This window comes from Sphingomonas endophytica, from assembly GCF_014199415.1.
Classification (GTDB): domain Bacteria; phylum Pseudomonadota; class Alphaproteobacteria; order Sphingomonadales; family Sphingomonadaceae; genus Sphingomonas; species Sphingomonas endophytica.
On the sequence record NZ_JACIJN010000001.1, the window covers coordinates 131,665 to 151,864 of the forward strand.

17 protein-coding genes are annotated in these 20,200 nt (G+C 67.2%); 11 read left to right on the plus strand and 6 right to left on the minus strand.

The annotated features are described in order from the left end of the window. The first annotated feature begins 38 nt into the window (after nt 1-38). From FHS97_RS00510 to FHS97_RS00545, 8 genes are all read left to right on the plus strand, one after another. Nucleotides 39-1,067 carry a lytic murein transglycosylase gene (locus tag FHS97_RS00510; protein WP_184032374.1) on the plus strand — a complete coding sequence of 343 codons (1,029 nt, stop codon included), beginning with the start codon at nt 39-41 and terminating at the stop codon, nt 1,065-1,067. 62 nt (nt 1,068-1,129) lie between these two features. Continuing rightward, nucleotides 1,130-2,305, plus strand: a complete 1,176-nt coding sequence (locus FHS97_RS00515) for a D-alanyl-D-alanine carboxypeptidase family protein (protein WP_184032375.1) — start codon at nt 1,130-1,132, stop codon at nt 2,303-2,305. Nucleotides 2,306-2,319: 14 nt separating this feature from the next. After that, nucleotides 2,320-2,949, plus strand: coding sequence for a dTMP kinase (gene tmk / locus FHS97_RS00520; RefSeq protein WP_184032376.1), 630 nt, complete (start codon nt 2,320-2,322; stop codon nt 2,947-2,949). Then, nucleotides 2,946-3,938, plus strand: a complete 993-nt coding sequence (locus FHS97_RS00525; RefSeq protein ID WP_184032377.1) for a DNA polymerase III subunit delta' — start codon at nt 2,946-2,948, stop codon at nt 3,936-3,938. Before tmk ends, FHS97_RS00525 begins: the two co-directional genes overlap by 4 nt. Before the next feature lie 9 nt (nt 3,939-3,947). Beyond that, nucleotides 3,948-5,498: a methionine--tRNA ligase gene (metG, locus tag FHS97_RS00530; RefSeq protein ID WP_184032378.1), complete on the plus strand. Its 1,551-nt coding sequence runs from the start codon at nt 3,948-3,950 to the stop codon at nt 5,496-5,498. Continuing rightward, the gene (locus tag FHS97_RS00535) at nt 5,498-6,277 is read left to right on the plus strand and encodes a TatD family hydrolase (protein ID WP_184032379.1); all 780 of its coding nucleotides are present in this window, start codon (nt 5,498-5,500) and stop codon (nt 6,275-6,277) included. The genes metG and FHS97_RS00535 overlap by 1 nt, the downstream gene beginning before the upstream one ends. After that, the gene (locus FHS97_RS00540) at nt 6,274-7,038 is read left to right on the plus strand and encodes an MBL fold metallo-hydrolase (RefSeq protein WP_184032380.1); all 765 of its coding nucleotides are present in this window, start codon (nt 6,274-6,276) and stop codon (nt 7,036-7,038) included. Before FHS97_RS00535 ends, FHS97_RS00540 begins: the two co-directional genes overlap by 4 nt. Continuing rightward, nucleotides 7,035-7,199 carry a hypothetical protein gene (locus FHS97_RS00545; protein ID WP_184032381.1) on the plus strand — a complete coding sequence of 55 codons (165 nt, stop codon included), beginning with the start codon at nt 7,035-7,037 and terminating at the stop codon, nt 7,197-7,199. Before FHS97_RS00540 ends, FHS97_RS00545 begins: the two co-directional genes overlap by 4 nt. A 46-nt stretch (nt 7,200-7,245) precedes the next feature. On the opposite strand, the gene FHS97_RS00550 is transcribed toward FHS97_RS00545, so the two are convergent. The 5 genes from FHS97_RS00550 to FHS97_RS00570 form a co-directional block, all read right to left on the minus strand. After that, entirely contained in the window at nt 7,246-8,403 is a 1,158-nt protein-coding gene (locus tag FHS97_RS00550) for a Gfo/Idh/MocA family protein (RefSeq protein ID WP_184032382.1), read from the minus strand. A 14-nt stretch (nt 8,404-8,417) separates the two neighbouring features. Continuing rightward, nucleotides 8,418-9,680 (minus strand): Gfo/Idh/MocA family protein, encoded by a 1,263-nt coding sequence (locus FHS97_RS00555; RefSeq protein ID WP_184032383.1) that lies wholly within the window; start codon nt 9,678-9,680, stop codon nt 8,418-8,420. Next, nucleotides 9,680-10,459 (minus strand): FAD:protein FMN transferase, encoded by a 780-nt coding sequence (locus FHS97_RS00560; protein WP_184032384.1) that lies wholly within the window; start codon nt 10,457-10,459, stop codon nt 9,680-9,682. Before FHS97_RS00560 ends, FHS97_RS00555 begins: the two co-directional genes overlap by 1 nt. A 71-nt stretch (nt 10,460-10,530) precedes the next feature. Continuing rightward, nucleotides 10,531-11,844 (minus strand): Gfo/Idh/MocA family protein, encoded by a 1,314-nt coding sequence (locus tag FHS97_RS00565; protein WP_184032386.1) that lies wholly within the window; start codon nt 11,842-11,844, stop codon nt 10,531-10,533. 13 nt (nt 11,845-11,857) lie between these two features. Then, nucleotides 11,858-13,264, minus strand: coding sequence for a 3-keto-disaccharide hydrolase (locus FHS97_RS00570; RefSeq protein WP_184032388.1), 1,407 nt, complete (start codon nt 13,262-13,264; stop codon nt 11,858-11,860). Nucleotides 13,265-13,473: 209 nt separating this feature from the next. On the opposite strand from FHS97_RS00570, the gene FHS97_RS00575 reads away from it, so the two are divergent. The 3 genes from FHS97_RS00575 to FHS97_RS00585 all read left to right on the plus strand — a co-directional run bounded on the left by FHS97_RS00575 (nt 13,474) and on the right by FHS97_RS00585 (nt 18,653). Continuing rightward, nucleotides 13,474-14,220: a FadR/GntR family transcriptional regulator gene (locus tag FHS97_RS00575; protein WP_184032390.1), complete on the plus strand. Its 747-nt coding sequence runs from the start codon at nt 13,474-13,476 to the stop codon at nt 14,218-14,220. A 132-nt stretch (nt 14,221-14,352) separates the two neighbouring features. Further along, a complete protein-coding gene (locus FHS97_RS00580; RefSeq protein ID WP_246346354.1) occupies nt 14,353-17,358 on the plus strand; it encodes a TonB-dependent receptor in 3,006 nt (1,001 codons plus the stop codon). Between the two features lie 14 nt (nt 17,359-17,372). Beyond that, nucleotides 17,373-18,653 carry an MFS transporter gene (locus FHS97_RS00585; RefSeq protein WP_184032392.1) on the plus strand — a complete coding sequence of 427 codons (1,281 nt, stop codon included), beginning with the start codon at nt 17,373-17,375 and terminating at the stop codon, nt 18,651-18,653. A 50-nt stretch (nt 18,654-18,703) separates the two neighbouring features. Here FHS97_RS00585 and glpK read toward each other — a convergent pair whose 3' ends face one another. Beyond that, nucleotides 18,704-20,200, minus strand: a complete 1,497-nt coding sequence (gene glpK / locus FHS97_RS00590; protein ID WP_184032394.1) for a glycerol kinase GlpK — start codon at nt 20,198-20,200, stop codon at nt 18,704-18,706.

Here is a 20,200-nt window from a genome sequence, read left to right on the forward strand (position 1 = left end):
TACCACCGTCGCATGCGCTGTGTCAGAACGGCGCGATCATGAAAGCGGCAACAACTCTCACGCGCGGTCTGGCCGCAGGGGCGTGCCTGATCGCGCCGGCGATGGCGTCGGCGCAGGATGACAGCGGATTCCGAACCTATTTGACGCAGGTGCGCGGGCGTGCGCTGGCGGCCGGCGTCTCGACCGCGACGGTCGATGGCGTGCTGCCGACGCTGACCTTCAACCCGCGCGTGGTCGCGCTCGACCAGCAGCAGCCGGAGGCGCGCCCCAATGCGCCGGTGCCGCGGTTCGCGCCCTATCGCACCACGCATGTCGACGCGGCGCGGATCTCGCGCGGGCGCGCGACCTACGAGGCGCAGCGCGCCCGGCTCGCGCGCGTCGAGGCGGCGACCGGCGTGCCCGAGCAGATCATGGTCGCGATCTGGGGCCACGAGACCAACTACGGATCCTACACCGGCAATTTCGATACGGTCCGCAGCCTTGCCAGCCTCGCCTATGAAGGCCGGCGGCGGCCGCTGTTCGAGGGCGAGCTCATCGCGGCGCTCAAGATGATCGACCGCGGCGTGTCGCGAACGCAACTGACCGGGAGCTGGGCCGGGGCGATGGGCAACCCGCAGTTCCTGCCATCGGTCTATCTGCGGCTGGCGCGCGACGGCGACGGCGACGGCCGCGCCGACATCTGGAATTCGCCAGCCGACACGCTGGCATCGATCGGCAATTATTTCGTCCAGGCCGGCTGGCGCCGCGGGCAGCCGTGGGGCGTCGCGGTCAACGTGCCGGCCGGCTACAATCGTGCCGAGGTCCGCAACCGGCTGGTCTCGCCGCGCTGCCCGCGCGTGTTCGAGCGCCACAGCGGCTGGCGCTCGATGGCCGAGTGGCGTGCGCTGGGCGTGTCGGCGCAGGGGCGGACGCTCGCCGACGACGTCCAGGCGACGCTGATCGAGCCCGACGGCCCCGGCCAGACCGCCTATCTGCTCACCGGCAATTACCGCGTGATCCTCGACTATAACTGCTCGAACTTCTACGCCTTGTCGGTCGGCCTGCTCGCCGATGCGATTGCGTCATAGCGCGGCGTCGCTATGGCACGTCCTTTGATCGCCCCATCTCGCCTCGTTACACGGAACCCTCGATGACCAAGCTGCTGACCGTTCTCGCGCTTCCCGCTGCCGTCGTCGCGCTGGCGATGCCGGCCGTCGCCGCCGCGCCGCAGTTCGACACGCCCGCGCCGGTCGCGTTCATGGAAGACCTGTCGTCGGGCGCGGTGCTGTTCGCGCGCGACGCCGATCGCCGGATGCCGCCGGCGTCGATGGCGAAGATGATGACGGTCTACACCGCCTTCCAGATGATCCAGCGCGGCGACCTGAAGCTCGACACCGAGTTCGAGGTGCGGCCCGAGACGTGGCAGAAGTGGCACGGCCCGCAGGCGGGGTCGACGATGTTCCTGTCGTCGGGCGAGCGCGTGTCGGTCGCGAACCTGCTCTACGGCATCGTCACGCTGTCGGGGAACGACGCGTGCATCGTGCTGGCCGAGGGGATTTCGGGCACCGAACAGGCGTTTGTCGAGCGGATGAACGAGGATGCCGCCAAGCTCGGGCTCAAGAACAGCCACTTCGGCACCGCCAATGGCTGGCCCGATGGCGGCGTCACCTATGTCACCGCGCGCGACCTCGCCACGCTGGCGGCCGCGACGATCCAGCAGCATCCGAAGCTCTACAAGCAATTCTATTCGCGGCGTGATTTCACCTGGGGCAAGACGATGGGCGCCGGTCAGGCGATCACCCAGGCCAATCGCGATCCGCTGCTCGGCCGCGTCGCGGGCGCCGACGGGCTGAAGACCGGCCATACCGAGGAGGCCGGCTATGGCTTCACCGGCTCGGCGGAGCAGAACGGCCGGCGGCTGGTAATGGTGCTGGCCGGGCTGACCAGCTTCAACCAGCGCGCCAGCGAGTCGGTGCGCTTCATGGAATGGGGCTTCCGCGCGTGGCAGGCGAAGCCGGTGGTCAAGGCGGGCCGCGAGGTCGGCACCGCCGCCGTCCAGCTCGGCAGCGCGTCAGAGGTGAAGCTGGTCGCACCGACCGACCTCAAGGTCACGATCCCGTCGGGCAGCCGGCCGCAGCTCGCCGCCAAGATCGTCTATGACGGCCCGCTCAAGGCGCCGATCAAGCAGGGCGCACATGTCGCCGATCTCGTCGTCTCGTCGCCGGGCCTTCCGGAGCAGCGGATGCCGCTGGTCGCGGCCGCCGATGTCGGCGAGGCGGGCTTCTTCGGCCGCGCATGGCACGGGCTGACCGGGCTGTTCGGCTGACCGGCGCCACGCGGATGACGACGGGGCGGTTCCTCAGCCTCGAAGGCGGGGAGGGGGCAGGCAAGTCGACGCAGGCGCGTGCGCTCGCCGCCGCGCTGGAAACGCACGGCATCGACGCAATCGTCACGCGCGAGCCCGGCGGCAGCGAGGGCGCGGAGGCGATCCGTGCACTGCTGATGCACGGCGACGCGACGCGCTGGAGCGCGCGCACCGAAGCCTTGCTGTTCGCCGCCGCGCGCGCCGACCATGTCGAGAAGGTGATCCGCCCGGCGCTCGACGCCGGACGCTGGGTGATCTGCGACCGCTATCTCGACTCGACCCGCGCCTATCAGGGGCTGGCGGGCGGGATCGACGATGAAGCGATCCGCGCGTTGCACGCGTTCGGCTCGCACGGCCTGCTTCCCGATCGCACCTTCCTGCTGGCGGTGCCCGCCGCGATCGGCGCGGCGCGCGCGGCGGCGCGTGACGGGCTCGCCGCCGATCGATTCGCGCGCCGCGATCCGGGTTTCCACGCCGCGGTCGCCGCCGCCTTCGACGCTTTCGCCGCCCGCGAACCCGCCCGCTTCACCCGGATCGACGCAAGCCTCGCGCCGGCAGCCGTGACCGCGGCGATGCTCGCGGCGCTGGCGGACCTGCTGCCGTGACCACGCGCCTCCGCGGCCATCGCGCCGCGATCGATGCCTTTCTGGCGGCGAACAACGGCGGCGCGCTCCATCATGCGTGGCTTCTCGCCGGCCCCCGCGGCGTCGGCAAGGGGACGTTCGCGCAGGCGGCGGCGATGCGGCTGCTGGCGGAGGCGATGGTGCCGGGATCGCTGCCGCCCGGCCTCGACGTTCCCGACGACCATCCCGCCGCAAAGCTGATCGCCGCCGGATCGCACCCGGATCTGCGCGTGCTGCGCCGGCTGGCGAAAAAGGACAAGGAAGACGAACTCGCGCGGTCGATCACGGTCGACCAGATCCGCAGCCTCGGCCCATTTCTCGGCACCATGCCGTCGCTGTCGCCGCGGCGCGTGATCGTGATCGACGCCGCCGACGATCTCGAACGCCCCGGCGCCTCGAACGCGCTGCTCAAGAGCCTTGAGGAGCCGCCCGCCGGCACGGTGTTTTTGCTGGTCAGCCATGCGCCCGGGCGATTGCTGCCGACGATCCGCTCGCGCTGCCGCCTGTTGCGCTTCGACCCGCTCGACGACGTCGACATGGCCGCTGTCCTCGCCGACATCCTCCCCGACGCCGACCCCGACGAGCGCGCGGCGCTGGTGCGGATCGGCGAAGGGGCACCGGGCCGCGCGATCGGCTATGCCGGGCTCGATCTCGGCGCGATCGATGCCGCGGTCGAGGCGATCGGGCGCGACGGCGATCCGATGCTCACCCGGCGTGCGGCGCTCGCGCGCGCGCTGTCGCCCAAGGCGGCGCAGCCGCGCTACGAAGCCTTTCTCGATCGCGTGCCCACGGTGATCGCGCGCATGACCGCGCTGCGCGTCGGTGGCGAGCTGCGCGCCGCGCTCGACGCCTATGACGAGGCGCGACGGGTCGCCGCCGCGGCGCGCAGCCTGTCGCTCGACGCACAGGGCACCGTCTATGAGCTGACCGGGATCGTTGCGCGGCTGGCGTCGCGGGATGGAGGGCGTTAGGAGGACGCCATGGGCGACCCCTTCTATATCACCACCGCGATCAGCTATCCCAACGGCCGTCCGCATATCGGCCATGCCTATGAGGCGATCGCCGCCGACGCGATCGCGCGCTTCCAGCGGCAGGCCGGACGCGATGTCCGCTTTCAGACCGGCACCGACGAACACGGGCTGAAAATGGTGCAGACCGCGCGCGACAAGGGCGTTGAGGTCCGCGCACTCGCCGATGAAATGTCGGGCCATTTTCGCGCGATGTGCGACGCTTTGAACATCAGTTATGATCGGTTCATCCGCACCACCGACCCCGATCATCATGTCGCGAGCCAGGCGCTGTGGCGCGCGATGGCGGCGGCGGGCGATCTGTATCTCGATCGCTACGAGGGCTGGTACTCGGTCCGTGACGAGGCCTTCTACGACGAGAAGGAACTGGTCGACGGGGAAGGGGGGGGCAAGCTTTCTCCGCAGGGCACGCCGGTGACGTGGACGGCGGAGGAGACGTGGTTCTTCCGTCTTTCCAGATACCAGCAGCCGCTGCTCGACTTCTACGCCGCCAATCCGGACTTCATCCGCCCGGAAGCGCGCCGCAACGAGATCCTGCGCTTCGTCGAGGGCGGGCTGTCGGACCTGTCGGTGTCGCGGACCAGCTTCGACTGGGGGGTGCCGGTGCCCGACAGTCCCGGCCACGTCATGTACGTCTGGGTCGACGCGCTCACCAATTATCTGACCGGCGCCGGCTATCCCGATAGCGACATGCCGCACTGGCCCGCCGACCTGCATCTGATCGGCAAGGACATCGTCCGCTTCCACTCGGTCTATTGGCCGGCGTTCCTGATGTCCGCCGGGGTCGCCTTGCCGAAGACGGTGTTCGGGCATGGCTTCCTGCTCCACCGCGGCGAAAAAATGTCGAAGAGCCTCGGCAACGTCGTCGATCCGCTTGATCTGGCGAACGCCTTCGGTGTCGACGGGCTGCGTTACTTCCTGCTGCGCGAGGTGAGTTTCGGGCAGGACGGCAGCTATGCCGCCGACGCGATCGTGACGCGCGTCAACGCCGAACTGGCCAACGCCTTCGGCAATCTCGCGCAGCGCACCTTGTCGTTCATCGCCAAGAACCTCGGCGGCGCGCTGCCGGACGTTGGGCGCGCCGAGGCCGCGGACGCGCAGCTGATCGAGGAAGTCGTCGTCGCCTGCGCCGGGTTCAAGGCCGGCTTCGGCAACCTCCTGCTCAGCCAGGGGATCGAGGCGTGGATGCGCGGCGTCTTCGCCTGCAACCAATATATCGACGCGCAGGCGCCATGGGCGTTGCGCAAAACCGATCCCGAGCGGATGCACGCGGTGCTCGGCACCCTCGTCCGCGCGATCCGAATGCTCGCGATCGCGATCCTGCCGGTGGTGCCGGCCGGGGCGGGGCGCGTCCTCGACCTGCTCGGCGTCGACGACCGGAGCCACGCCGCGATCGACGATGACGGCTGGTATGCGCGACAGGCGGCGGCGGGCTTCGTGCTCGCGACCCCGGCACCGGCGTTCCCGCGCCTTGAAATGCCGGCGGAAGCGGAGCCGGCCTGATGCTCGCCGACAGCCATTGCCACCTCAATTACAAGGGGTTGGTCGAGGAACAGCAGGCGGTGCTCGAACGCGCCCGCGCGCGCGGCGTCACCGCGATGCTCAACATCGCCACCCGGGAAAACGAGTGGGATGCGGTGCTCGCCACCGCTGAGCGCGAACCCGATGTCTGGGCGACGGTCGGCATCCACCCGAACGAGGCCGACGCGCATCCGCATGTCGACACCGCCAAGCTGGTCGCGCGCGGCCGGCATCCGCGCGTGGTCGGGGTCGGGGAGAGCGGGCTCGACTATCACTATGATCATTCCGACCGCGCCCGGCAGCAGGCGAGCTTCCGCGCGCACATCGCCGCCGCGCGCGCGCTGCAGGTGCCGATCGTCGTCCACACCCGCGATGCCGAGGCCGACACATTGGCGATCTTGCGCGAGGAGATGGAGCAGGGAGCGTATACCGGTGTGATCCATTGCTTCACCGCGAGCGGCGCGTTCGCCGATGAAGCGCTCCGGCTCGGCCTTTACATCTCCATTTCGGGCATCGTGACGTTCCGCAACGCGGTGGATCTGCAACAAACTGCATCCCGCTTGCCCCGCGAGCGGCTCCTGATCGAAACCGATGCGCCGTTTCTCGCGCCTGTTCCACACCGCGGCAAGCCGGGCGAACCGGCGTTCGTCGCCGACACCGCCGCGTTCCTCGCCAAGCTTCGCGGTGAAGAAGTCGATGATTTGCAGGCCTATACCGCGGATAACTTCCACGCCTTGTTCAGCAAGACCATTCCGGCGTGAAAGTCCGCATCCTTGGCTCGGGCACGTCCTCGGGCGTTCCCCGGATCGGCAACGATTGGGGCGACTGCGACCCGAACGAACCCCGCAACCGTCGGAAAAGATCGTCTATTTTCGTCGAGCATGAGGGGACGCGCATCCTCGTCGACACCAGCCCGGACATGCGCGAGCAGTTGCTCGATGCCGGGGTCAACACGTTCGATGCGGTGATCTGGACGCACGAACATGCCGACCATGTCTTTGGAATCGATGATCTTCGTCAGGTATACCACGCGCTCGGCCGCCCGGTGGAGGGCTATGCTCGACCGCGCACCGCCGCCGCGCTGCGCCGTCAGTTCGGTTATGTCTTTCAGGGCAACAGCGGCTATCCGCCGACCGTCAATCTCAATGACTTACCCGATAGTCTTCGCGTCGGATCGATCGACGTCAGCATCGTCGACCAGCCGCACGGCAGCATCACCTCCGCCGGGCTGCGCTTCGCCGCTGGAGGGCACGTCATCGGATATGCCACCGATATCAGCGCCATGACGGACGATATGGCGCGTCACTATCAGGGTCTGGATGTCTGGATCGTCGACGCGCTGCGCCGCCGGCCGCACCCGACCCATCCGGATCTCGCCACCGTGCTCGGCTGGCAGAAGACATTGAAACCGGGCCGCACCGCGCTGGTGCATATGGACCAATCGATGGATTACGCCGGACTTTGCGCCGAACTGCCGGCGCGTGTCGAACCCGGCTATGACGGATGGGAATGGACGGCGTGACCGACAACGGCATGCAGGCAGTACTTCTGATCCTCGTGCTGGTCTTTCCGCTCTCGGCCTTGCTCGCTCAGCGAGTGCCAGTGCGCACGGCTTTGATGTACGGGGGCATCTGGCTCGTTATCGCCGCCGCCCTCGCCATCGTCATTCGATTGTTTACATAACGCTGATTATCAATATTTCAGGTAGAGGTTGGCTCTCCTCTCCGGGTTAGCCCGGCGTTGCCCGTGTCGCTTTTGCCTCCGCCGTCAGCACCAGCTCGGCCGCCAGCAAGGCGCCCTCCTGATCCTGCGACACCGACGTTCCCTCGACGAGATCGTTGATGAACTGCGGCCCGAACGGCAGCGGCACCTTCGAGCAGTCGATGTAGCGCGTGCCCTTGCGATCGGCGATGAACAGATGGTTGCCACCCGGTCGCCCGGCGATGTCGACGTACTTGCGCAGCTCGATATAACCCTCGGTGCCGAGGATGAAGAGCCGTCCGTCGCCCCATGTCGGCAGGCCGTCCGGCGTGAACCAGTCGACGCGCACATAGCCGGCACCACCGCTGCCATGGAGCATCATGTCGCCGAAATCCTCGAAGGCGGGATGCTCGGGATGCGCGAAATTGCCGGTCTGCGACGCGAGTACCTGCGCGCGCGTGCTGCCGGTCAGATAGACGAACTGGTCGGCCTGGTGGCTGCCGACATCGGTCAGGATGCCGCCGTTGCGCGCCGGGTCCCAGAACCATTCCGGTCGGTTGGGCGCCGACAGGCGATGCGGCGCGAGATTGATCGTCTGGATGACACGGCCGATCGCGCCGTCATGCACCATCTGCCCGGCCATCACCGCGGCAGGCACCTCCAGCCGCTCCGAATACATGATCCCGTATTTGCGCCCGGTCTCCTTGATCGCGCGCCGCACCTCGGCAAGCTGCGCCAGCGTCGTCACCGCCGCCTTGTCGCTCAGATAATCCTTGCCCGCGCGCATCACCCGGATGCCGAGCGGCGCGCGCAGGCTGGGGATTGCGGCGCTGCACACCAGCTTGATCGCGCGGTCCTGTAGGATCTCGTCCTCGCTCCGCGCCAGCTTCGCGCCGGGGTAGCGCTTGCGGAAGGCCGCGATCTGCTGCGGATCGGTCGCGTAGAAGCTGGTCAGCACCCCGCCCCCACGGATCATCGCGTCGGTCATGCCGTAGATGTGGTTGTGATCCATGCCGATCACCGCGAACGGCAGGCGATATTTGGCCTCGGGCGCCGGCTTGGCGACCGCGGTCTCGGTCGGCGCGTCACCCCGCGTCGCGGATTGGGCCAGCGCGTCGCCGGCCAGACCCATCAGCCCCGCGCTCAACCCCAGCCCCAGCACCGAACGGCGGTCGGAATGCGTCATCGTGTCGTCCCCTTTTAAACCGTAACCAGCGACGTCGGCCACGTCATCGCCTCGCCCTTGTCCATCGCCTGTTCGCCGAGCAACGAGGCCACGCTGGCATAATAGGCCTGCTGCAACAGCCCCGGCAGCGCCTTGCCTTTTCGCACCGCCTCGCCGAAGCCCTCGAACTGCAGCATCGTCTCGTCATACTCACCCCAGCCGAGCGACTCTCCCGGCGTCGTCACCGGCAGCTCCGGGAACCAGGTCGCGCCGCCAATCGGGATCGTGCGCTTGTGACCACGCTTTACATCGGCCTGCATCCGCTGCAACGCCAGGGCGCGGTGCGGCACTTCCTGATAGATGCGGCCGAGCTCGGGCTCGATCGTGCCCTTGCTGCCCTGCACCTGCTCCTCACACCCATAACGTGCGTTGTTGAGCAACGAGGTGTAGATGACCTTCCGCCCGCCGGCATATTCGTAGATCAGCGCGACATGGTCATAGACCTCGCGCCCGTCCTTCCAGAAGCAGATGCTGCCCGACCCGATCACCCGCGTCGGCACCGCGTCGAGGAACCAGTTGCCGACCTGTAGCTGATGCGTCGCCAGCTCGGTCATCAATCCGGCCGAACTCTCGCGGTAAAGCCGCCAGTTGATGCGGCGGTCGTCGCTATCGGCAGGAACCGGCCGCCGCCACGCATTGTTGCGGTGCCAGCTGGCGCGGATCTGCGTCACCGGGCCTATCTCGCCGGCTTTGACGCGCCGCAAGGCGTTGAGATAGGTCGGGTGGAACATCCGCTGATGCCCGATCTGGAGCACCTTGCCCCGCGTCCGCGCGCGCTCGACCATCGCGCCGCAATCGGCGATCGTCCGCGCCATCGCCTTCTCGCACCAGACGTGCAGCCCGGCGTCCATCGCGTCGAACGTATGCTGCGCGTGACGGTGGAGCGGCGTCGCGATCACCACCGCGTCGAGCCCGCGCGTGTCCAGCATTGCACGATGGTCGCTGAATTCGGGCGTTCCCGCCGCCACCCATTGCCGCGCCTTGGCGAGATTCGGCGCGTAAGTGTCGCAGAGCGCGGCGACCATGCAGTTGCGCGTCTTGGCGATGTTCTGGATCAGCGCCCGCCCGCGATCGCCGGTGCCGATCACCCCCAGTCGTACCTTGCCGGCGCCGGCCGTTTCCGCCCCCGCCGCCATCGCGACCCATGGCGTCGCCGTCGCCATCACCCCGCCGGCGCTGGCCATCAGCACGCGGTCGAGGAAGGTCCGGCGGGTCAGGTCGAAGAACTTGTCGGTCATCAAACAAATATCCTGGTCGGGGCGGCGGGTGTGAGATCGAACCGCATCCGTCGTGCGCCATCATGCAACCGGAGCGCGGCGGCGTCATCCGCCACGATGAGGGCGGTGCTCAACATTTCCGCCATCGCCCCGCTGCGATCGACGACGATGGCGGTGCGTGGCGCGGTGACCGGCGAAGGCGCGCCCGGCCGCAGCATCGCGGCGCGCTCGGGCGCGGCGCTGCCGGCGCCGATCGTGGCCGAGATCGACAGCGCCTCGTCGACCAGCTCCAGCTCGACCAGCGTCGCCTCCGGCTGGCGCGGATCGGGAATCGCGAACGACCATGTGCCGCCCAACGGATGCTCGCCGATCACCGCGATCGAACTCTCCCCGGCCGACAGCAGGGCGCACCCTACCCCCGCTTCCTGCAACGCCAGCACCGCACGGTCCAGCGCGTAGCCCTTGCCGAACCCGCCGAAATCCAGTGCGATCGGATCGGCGCAGGAAATCGTCGCCGCCTGCCTGTCGAACCGCAGCGCTTCCCAGCCTACCGTATGGCGCGCATCGATGGTCGGGTCGAACAGCTCCAGGGTTGCGGCACGCGCGTCGTCGATCCGGATCAGCGCGTCGAGGAGGATCGGATCGGTGATGGTCGCCGTCTGGCGGCTGCGCAGCGCCTCGTTCAGCGCGGTGGTCGATGACGGCCGGTGGATCGTCAGCGCGTCGTCGACCATCTCGATCGCGCGCTCCGCCTGCGCCAGCGCATCCGCCGCACCGCCGCCGAAGCGATGCAGCTCCACGCGCGTTCCCATCGCAGAAAAGCACAATTCGCCGGTAGCCGGCAACGCGCGCATCGAGACCGCCGGCTGGGTCAGGCCTTGACCTCCCAACCCGGCTGGTAATCGACCGCCCACAGCTTCATCGCCTCGGCACCCGCCGGCTTGCCCGTGGCGGTGTCGATCGTCAGCTCGCTGTTGGTACGATAGGCGATATTGCCGAGATGACAGAGCGTGGTGCTGATATGCCCCTCGGCAATCGGCGATGCCAAAGCGGACGCGTTCCCGCGGATCACGTCGACGAAGTTGCGCGCGTGATAGACGTCGAGCACCCCCTCCCCGACCGTCCCGGTGGTCTCCGAGGTCGCCGCGGCCTTCACCTCCCGCACCGGCTTGCCCGCCAGATCGAACAGCTCGAACCCGTTACGATCGACCACCGCCGAGCCCTTGGTGCCGAGCAGCAGCACGCCGCGACCGCGCCCATAGGTCTGCTGCGCGTTGCAGCTCTGGCCGTTCCAGCGGATCGCGCGATCGCCGTCGTAGATCAGGTCGAGCGCGAGCGAATCGTACATCTCCCAGTCGTCGCCCTTGTGGAAGTGCTTTGCGCCGCGTGCGGTGACCGTCTTGGGATAGGTCAGCCCCATCAGCCACCGTGCGACGTCCAGCTCGTGCATCGCATTGTTGCAGATTTCGCCCGTGCCGTATCTCCAGAACCAGTGCCAATTATAGTGGACAAGGTTCGAGCGATAGTCGCCGCGCGGACGCGGTCCCTGCCACAGGTCCCAGTTGAGATTGGCAGGCGGCGGCACGACGTTGCCCTTGCCGATCGACGCGCGATTGTTCGCGTACCAGGTCTGTGCCTCATAGACGTCCCCCAGCTCGCCGGCGCGGATCAACGCACCAAGCTGCTGCGTCTCCGGGCTCGATCGCTGCTGGTTGCCGACCTGCAGCGTGCGCCCGGTCCGCTTCTGCATCGCGATCAACGCCTCGCCCTCGGCCGGCGCGATGCCGATCGGCTTTTCGAGATAGCAGTGACGCCCGGCATCCATCGCATCGATCGCCAGCTTGGCGTGCCAGTGATCGGGGGTGGCGACCGTGATGACGTCCACGCCCTTGCGATCCAGCAATCGGCGGTAATCGCCCTCGGTCTTCACCCCGCTGTTCCCCTTGGCGGCGAACGCGGCGGCGCGCTTGGCGAGCACATCGGAGTCGACATCGACGAGATGGGTGATGCTGACGTTCGGCTGCTTGGAGAAGGCGCTGAGATGCGCCTGCCCGCGCCCGTTGACGCCGACGACCGCGACGCGCAGCCGGTCGTTCGCGCCCCTGATCTGCGCATAGCTGCGCGCGCTGATCGCGACCCCAAGCGCGGCACCGGCCCCGGTCAACATCGTACGACGGTCGATCATCGGTGCATCCCCCTCAATATTCACGAAGCTTGATCGACCGGAAGTCGACCCGATTGCCATGGTCCTGCAACAGGATCGGGCCCTGCGCCCGCTCGCCGAACGACGGCCATTTGGCATATTTGCTCTGCGCCACCAGCGCCCGGAACGCCGGCGAGCCGCGCTCATATTCGACGACCTTGAAGCCGTTGAGCCAATGTTCGACATGCCGCCCGCGCGACACGATCACGGCGCGGTTCCACTCGCCTGGCGGGTTGATCCGCTTGCCCGGGCTGTCCGGGTCGGACAGGTTGCGCGCCGGGATGAGGTCGTAAAGCGAGCCAAGCGTGCGATTGCCGTCGCGGCCGCGTTTGGCGTCCGGGTGGCGCGCGTCGTCGAGCAACTGATACTCAAGCCCGATCGCCGATCCCTCACCCTTCGACAGATCGGGGTCGACGAAATATTTGATGCCGCTGTTCGCGCCTTCGGTCAGCCGGAAGTCCACCGACAGCTCGAAGTCCTTGTAATCGCGGGTCGTGATGATGTCGCCGCCGTTGGTCGATTCGGCACCGTTCGCACCCTCGACGGTCAGCAAGCCATCGGCGATCGACCAGCCCTTTGCCGGAAAACCGTTGCCTTTGGCAGCCTTCCACCCGGCACCGGTGCGTCCGTCCCACAATAGCTTCCAGCCTGCGCGGCGTTCGTTCTCTGACAGGCGGTTCGACAGCCAGCCCTGCTGCGGCAGCGCGGTGGCTGGCATCGCGAACCGTGCGGGGCGATCGGTAATCATCCGCACGTTGCGGAACCGCGCCTCCGGGTGGCGGGCCGCCTCGGCGTCGGGGATGGCATGTACCTGAAAGGCGATGAAGCCACGTGCATCCATGTCGTCGACGATGTCGGCCGCCGGGACGCCGTTGATCCACGTCCGCAGCCGGTTGCCGATCGCCTCGACGCGATAGTGGTTCCAGTCGCCCGAGCGGAAGGTCCGGCGTGCCGCCTCGTTGCGCCCCAGCGTGTAGAGCCACTGCCGGCGCTGCTCGTCGTAGAGCCCGCCGCTCCACGCCCGCTTGGAGGGGTCGATTTCCGCCTGATAACCAAAGACGACGCCGTTCCTGTAATCGGGGCGGCTCTGACCGCGGATCATCACCCCGGAATTGAGCGCCGGATCGGTCTTCGCATCGAATTCGATGATGAAGTCGCCATATTGCGCGTCGGAAACCAGCCAGCTGTTGGTCTTGCCCGGCTCGGCGCGCCCGACCAGCTCGCCGTCGGCCACGTCGTAGGTCGCATTGCCCCCGACCTTGTGCCACCCGCTCAATCCGGCGCGCGGCGTCACATCGCGCCACGGCGCCTTCTGCTGGTGCGATTGTGGCGCACGCGCGCTTCCGGCGGCCGACAAGCAGGTCGTCAACAACATCGCCGCTGCGAAAGTCCGAACCTTCATCACGCACCCTGCCCTAGTTCGCGGCCGGAGTGCGATCGCACCGGCCGTCATGTGTCGGGTGCTGTGCACCTCTCCGCCGGCAAGCCTAGGTCGCGGCCCGACCACTTGCAATAGACATGTCAGACATTGGCGGCTGCTCCACGTTACGCTAGGACGGCGGTCTGGCGCCGTCGCAATCGATGCGCCCTGCTGACGAAACGGGACGATCGATGCGTAAGACAGAGAGTGGCGGCAAACTGTACCGCGGGATCGTTGACGCGATCATGACCGACATCGCGGACGGCATCTACCCGGTCGGCGCGCGTCTGCCTGCCGAGCGCGATCTGACCGAGCGGTTCGGGGTGAGCCGTCCGACCGTGCGCGAGGCGATGATCGCCCTCGAGATGCAGGGACTGGTCGAGGCACGCAAAGGCTCGGGCGTGTTCGTGCTCGCCACCGGCCCCGCCGACGCGAGTCGCGAACTCGACATCGGCGCGTTCGAGATCACCGAAGCGCGCCGGCTGCTGGAGGGTGAGGTCGCCGCGGTCGCCGCCACCGAGATCGACGCCGCGCAACTCGCTGAACTGCGGTCGTTATTGTCGCAGATGGGTCAGAGCGACATATCGGCTGCCGAGGATGCGGACCGCCGCTTTCACATCGCGATTGCCGAGGCGACCGGCAATGCCGTCATCATCGCCGCCGTGACCGACTTCTGGGACATGCGCTTCCGCTCGCCGCTCGCGCGCGAGGTGCTCGTCAAGGCCGGCAGCCTCGGCACCGAAAGCCGCATGGCGGAACATGGCCGCATCCTTGCCGCGCTGGAGGCACGGTCGCCGGTCGACGCCCGCAACGCGATGCGCGACCATCTGTCGCGAGTCATCGACCATCTGCTCGACGTCACCGAGACCGAAGCGGTCGAACGCGCGCGCGCCGAGGCGACGCAACGCCGTCACGCCCTTGCGCGACGCGCTGTATGAAACCTTGATGAGCATTGTCAGCATGGACTGACAATGCTACCTGACAACTGGGCAAGGACGCGCTCGGTCGACTGTCACAAGGCAGCGGCCGTATTGCACAACGCAGCGCGCCGGCCGGCAGGGAGAGGGCTTTTGACCAGTCAGCACCGCTACAAGCGCCATCTGTACGTCTCGATCAGCCTCATGAGCATGGCCGCCGCCGCCCCGGTCGCGGCGCAGACCAACGCGCAGGCGCCCTCCCCGGCAGCCGCCACCGCGGACCAGGAACTGCCCGAGGGGCAAGTCGCCGACATCGTCGTCACCGGCTTCCGCGCCGCGCTCAACAATGCGCTCAACCAGAAGCGCAACGAAACCGCCGCGATCGACAGCATCGTCGCGGAAGATATCGGCAAGTTTCCTGATTCCAACCTTGCGGAGTCGATGCAGCGCATCCCGGGTGTCGCCTTGTCGCGCGGTGACGGTGGTGAGGGGCGCAACATCTCGGTGCGCGGGCTGGGCGCGCAATTCACGCGCGTGCGGATCAACGGGATGGAGGGTGTGTCGCAGGTCAGCGGCAGCGATATCCGCGGCGGTGTCGCGACCGGGCGGTCGTTCGACTTCGTGACCTTCCCGACCGAAATCTTCTCGGCGCTGTCGGTCCGCAAGACGATGTCTGCCGATGTCGAGGAAGGCTCGCTGGGCGCGACCGTCGATCTGCGCGCACCGCGACCGTTCGACCAGAAGAAGGATTTCGTCCTCTCCGGCACCGCGCGCGGGATCTACAACGACATCAGGAAGGACATCGACCCGCGCCTGTCCGCGATCGTCTCCAAGAAGTTCGGCGACACGTTCGGGATCCTCGGCAGCATCGCTTATTCGAAGCGGCGTATCGACGAATATGCCTATTCGGCGGTCGATGTCGTGCCGACCTATGTCTACGGCCAGGCCGCGCCCGCCGGCACGCCGAATGCCGGGGTGATCTTCCCCTTCTGCACGCCGGTCGGTTACAGTTACGGCGGCGCAGCGACGACCAGCCCCGTACCGGGCTACACGCAGCCAAACGGCGTCGGGATCGGTGCGGACGCCAACAATTGCAGCACCAACAACCCGCGTACCGGCACTGCGGCGGCCTATGATTACATCATGAGCCGCACCGGCGTCAGCGGTCGTCCGGGCGGCGGCGTCTTCCTGCCGCGCCTGCCGCGCCCGGTGAAGAGCAGCCAGGACCAGCAGCGCCTCGCCGGAACGCTGACGTTGCAGTGGAAGCCGAGCGACAATACCGACATCTCGCTCGACGGCCTCTACTCGCGCTTCAAGGTGAACCGCCTCGACGCCTATTTCGACGCACGCTCGTTCGGTCGTGCCATCTCCAATAACGGCCAGCCGCTGACCTCGGTGCGCGAGATCGAGGTCGATGACAACGGCTCGCTGATCCACGGCCTCTTCGACGGCGTCGATCTGCGCTCGGAGATGCAGGAGGAGCGCTTCACGTCGGAATATCGCCAGGCCAACCTCAACCTCGATCACCGCTTCTCCGACACGTTCCGGCTGTTCGGGCTGGTCGGCATCAACGAATCACGCCTCGACGTGAACCGCCTGCAGGTCGCGATCGACTCGAACGACACCCGCGACTGGTCGATCGACTTTCGCGACAATCCCGACATTCCGAAGATCGGCTACGGGATCGACACCACCAACCCGGCGCTGTTCCGCTACGGCCCGCCGCTCACCAACGGCGATCAGCAGGGGCAGCTCTCGAACTTCATCCGCCGGAACGTCATCCTCAGCAAGACCTTCGAGCTGAATGGCGAGTGGCAGGCAGCGCAAGGCTTCACCTTCGTCGCGGGCGGCCAGTATCGCACCAACCGCTATACTGCGCGCGAACGCCAATTGGGCACGACCACGCCGCTGACCTTGCCGGCGGGCGTGTCGATCGCCGACTTCACCTATACCACGTCGGGCATCGGCAAGAACCTCGACGGGCAGTTGCAGGATTTCGTCTCGGTTGATCCGACCAAGTTCCGCAACGCGGTCGGGCTCGACAATTACGCTTATTGCAGCATCGAATGCGCGCGCGGCACCTACGGCGGCGTCGATGAGAAATACAAGTCGGGCTATCTGATGGTCCGGTTCGACACCAAGGACGTGCTGCCCTTTGGGCTACGCGGCGATGCCGGGGTCCGCTATGTCCACACCAGCCTCGACACCTATGGACCGATCACCACCGCGGCGCCCGCCGGATCGGCCTATTCGTCGCGGTTCGTGATTTCGGAGGTGAGCCGCTCCTATGAGGACTGGCTGCCCGCGGTGAACCTCGCGCTCGACATCACGCCCGAGCTGATCGCGCGCTTTTCGGCGGCGCGGGTCATGTCGCGACCGTCCTACGGACAGTTGATCCCGGCGGGCTCCGCCAACCTCGTCATCCAGACCGCCTCGTTCAGCAATCCGTTCCTCGATCCGATCCGCGCCAACACGATCGACGCCGCGCTCGAATGGTATTTCGCGCCGGGGTCGCTGGTATCGGTCGGCTATTTCTACAAGAATATCGAAACCTACATCCAGGCGCTGCCGCAGCTGGTGCCGTTCCAGGATATCGGCCTGCCGCTGTCGCTGCTGTCGGGAACGCAATTGCGCCCGACCGACCTGTTCAGCGTACAACGCAACGTCAATACGCCCGGCGGCCCGCTGCGCGGGTTCGAGGTCAACGTCCAGCTCCCGTTCCGCTTCCTGCCGGGGCCGCTCAGCAACTTCGGTGCGCTCGCCAACTTCACGCGCGTCCGCTCGAACATCACCTATCTGCTCGGCAACGGCCGTACCCGCGTCGCGCCGCTGGTCGGCCTGTCGGGCGAAACCGCAAGCGGCACGCTTTATTACGAAGACAACAGGTTCAGCATCCGCTCGACGGTCAATTACCGCTCGTCATTCCTGACCGCGGTGCCGAGCGGGTCGATCGATGCGGATTCGTCGTCGAATGCCAGTTCGATCTTCGTCGACGCATCGGCCTCGTACAATCTGACCGACAATATCAAGCTGATCGCCGAAGTGTCGAACATCACCAACGAGACCAACCGGCTTACCGTCGATACCGTTCGTCAGGACCCGCTCTACACCGCCTATTTCGGGCGCACCTACGCGCTTGCCATCAATTTCCAGCTCTGATCCAACGGGTGCCGATGACCGATCCACGACCTGCGCCGCTCAAGGCGGGTGGCAACATCCGCTGGGTAATCTGCGCCCTGCTGTTCTTCGCCACCACCATCAATTACATCGACCGGCAGGTCATCGGCATCCTCAAGCCCACGCTGCAATCCGAGCTCGGCTGGTCCGAGATCGATTATGGCACGATCGTCTTCTGGTTCCAGGCCGCCTATGCGATCGGGTTGCTGGCGTGCGGGCCGATCATCGACAAGGTCGGGTCGAAGCTCGGCTACGCCGCGGCGATTACCTTGTGGAGCGTCGCGGCGATGGTGCACGCGCTGGTGCGCAGCCCCGGGGGCTTCGCGATGGCGCGCTTCGCACTCGGGCTCGGCGAGGCCGCGAACTTCCCCGCCGCAATCAAGTCGGTCGCGGAATGGTTTCCGAAGAAGGAACGCGCGCTCGCGGCGGGCATCCTCAATGCCGGTGCCAATGTCGGCGCGATCGCGACCCCGATCGTCGTGCCGATGATCGCGCTTACGTACGGCTGGCAGGCGGCATTCCTCATAACCGGCGGGCTCGGTTTCATCTGGCTTGCGGCGTGGCTGCTCTTCTACCGCGCCCCCGGCCAGCACCCGCGCGTCGGCGCGCAGGAACTCGCCTATATCGCCGCCGATCAGGACAATGACGCCGGCACCGCACCGATCCCGTGGGCGCAGCTGTTCCGCCGCCGCGCGACCTGGGCGTTCGTGATCGCCAAGTTCCTGACCGATCCGGTCTGGTACCTCTTCCTCTTCTGGCTGCCCGATTTCTTCGCCAAGCGGCACGGCCTCGACCTCAAGACCTTCGGTCCGCCGCTGATTGCGGTGTATCTGCTCGCCGACGTCGGCAGCATCGGTGGCGGCTGGCTGTCGTCGGCGCTCATCAAGCGCGGCTTCAGCGTCAATGCCGGACGCAAGCTCGCGCTGCTCGCCTCGGCGATCCTCGTGACGCCGATCGTGTTCGCCAGCAGCGTGTCGAGCCTGACTGCGGCGGTGGCGATCATCGGGCTGGCGGCGGCCGCACACCAGGGCTGGTCGTCCAACCTCTACACGATGGTCTCCGACACCTTTCCGCGCACCTCGATCGCCTCGGTGATGGGGATCGGCGGTGCGGCAGGTGCGATCGGCGGCATGATCATGGCGAAATATGTCGGGCAGGTGCTGGAGACGGTCGGCACCTACGTGCCGGTGTTCCTGTGGGCGGGCAGCGCCTATTTGATCGCGCTGCTGCTGGTCCACCTTCTGGTTCCGAGGCTCGATCCGAAAGCCGCCAGCTAATTCTTCGTCGCTCCGGATCTGAGCCGGGGCGACGATCGAAAGCGAACGGCTTATCCCCGCACGGTCAGCGTCTTGGCCAGCGCAGCGTGCCAGCCCTCCGCCAGCGTCGCGCGCGCGCCGTTCGGCATCTTCGGCTCGAAACACGCCCCGCGCGCCCAGGTCGCCGCCAGCGCGTCGAGGTCCTTCCACACGCCGGTCGCCAGCCCGGCGTGGAACGCCGCGCCAAGCGCCGTGGTCTCCAGATGCCGCGGCCGCTCGACCGGCACCCGCAACATGTCGGCGAGGAACTGGCATAGCCAGTCGTTCGCTGCCATCCCGCCATCGACGCGGATCGTCGCCGGGGGATCGCCGCCGTCGGCCACCATCGCATCGGCCAGATCCATCGTCTGGTAGCCGACCGCTTCCAGCGCCGCGCGCGCCAGATGCGCCTGCGTCGATCCCAGCGTCAGCCCGAAGATCGCGCCGCGCGCATCCGGGTCCCAATGCGGCGCGCCAAGCCCGACGAAGGCCGGGACCATATAGACGCCGTGGCTGTCGGGCACCTGCGTCGCCATATCGTCGGTGTCGCGCGCATGGGTGATGACCCCGATCCCGTCGCGCAGCCACTTCACCGCCGCCCCGGCGATGAAGATCGAGCCCTCCAGCGCATAGGTCACCTGTCCGTCCAACCGGTATGCCGGTGTCGTCAGCAGGCGATGTTCGGACGCGACCGCTTCCTCGCCGGTGTTGAGCAGCATGAAGCAGCCGGTGCCATAGGTCGATTTGACCATTCCCTTGGCAAAACATGCCTGCCCGAACAGCGCCGCCTGCTGGTCGCCCGCCACCCCGGCAATCGGGATCGCGGCATCGAACAATCCGTCGGCGGTGTGGCCGAAGAGATGGCTGTTGTCGTGAACCTCGGGCAGCAACCCGGCCGGCACGTCGAAGAGTGCGCACAGATCCTCGTCCCAGCGTTGCGCATGGATGTCGTACAGCAACGTGCGGCTGGCGTTGGTGATGTCGGTCGCGTGGACCGCCCCCCCGGTCAGCCGCCACAGCAGGAAGCTGTCGATCGTCCCGAACGCCAACTCGCCGTTGTCCGCCCGCGCGCGCGCGCCGTCGACATGGTCGAGGATCCACGCCAGCTTGGTCGCCGAAAAGTACGGATCGAGCAGCAGCCCGGTTTTGGCGCGCACGGCGCTTTCGTGCCCCGCTTCCTTCAACCGCGCGCACAGCTCGGCGGTGCGGCGATCCTGCCAGACGATCGCGTGGTGGATCGCGTCGCCGGTCGCCCGGTCCCAGACCACCACCGTCTCGCGCTGGTTGGTGATCCCGATGCCCGCAATTCCGTCGGCGCCGATGCCGCTCGCCGCCAGCGCCTCGCGCGCGGTCGCCAGCGTATCGCGCCAGATGTCTTCGGGATCGTGCTCGACCCAGCCGGGCTGCGGATAATGTTGCGCGAACTCGCGCTGCGCGGTCGCCACCGCGCGCGTTTCGGCGTCGAAGATGATCGCGCGCGTCGAGGTGGTGCCTTGGTCGATCGCCAGAATATGCTGCGGAGCCGCCAC

Coding starts and splice junctions, on each gene's coding strand:
- FHS97_RS00510 (WP_184032374.1), top strand. CDS start 39: ATGAAAGCGGCAACAACTCTCACGCGCGGTCTGGCCGCAGGGGCGTGC.
- FHS97_RS00515 (WP_184032375.1), top strand. CDS start 1,130: ATGACCAAGCTGCTGACCGTTCTCGCGCTTCCCGCTGCCGTCGTCGCG.
- tmk (WP_184032376.1), top strand. CDS start 2,320: ATGACGACGGGGCGGTTCCTCAGCCTCGAAGGCGGGGAGGGGGCAGGC.
- metG (WP_184032378.1), top strand. CDS start 3,948: ATGGGCGACCCCTTCTATATCACCACCGCGATCAGCTATCCCAACGGC.
- FHS97_RS00535 (WP_184032379.1), top strand. CDS start 5,498: ATGCTCGCCGACAGCCATTGCCACCTCAATTACAAGGGGTTGGTCGAG.
- FHS97_RS00550 (WP_184032382.1), bottom strand. CDS start 8,403: ATGACGCATTCCGACCGCCGTTCGGTGCTGGGGCTGGGGTTGAGCGCG.
- FHS97_RS00555 (WP_184032383.1), bottom strand. CDS start 9,680: ATGACCGACAAGTTCTTCGACCTGACCCGCCGGACCTTCCTCGACCGC.
- FHS97_RS00565 (WP_184032386.1), bottom strand. CDS start 11,844: ATGATCGACCGTCGTACGATGTTGACCGGGGCCGGTGCCGCGCTTGGG.
- FHS97_RS00570 (WP_184032388.1), bottom strand. CDS start 13,264: ATGAAGGTTCGGACTTTCGCAGCGGCGATGTTGTTGACGACCTGCTTG.
- FHS97_RS00575 (WP_184032390.1), top strand. CDS start 13,474: ATGCGTAAGACAGAGAGTGGCGGCAAACTGTACCGCGGGATCGTTGAC.
- FHS97_RS00585 (WP_184032392.1), top strand. CDS start 17,373: ATGACCGATCCACGACCTGCGCCGCTCAAGGCGGGTGGCAACATCCGC.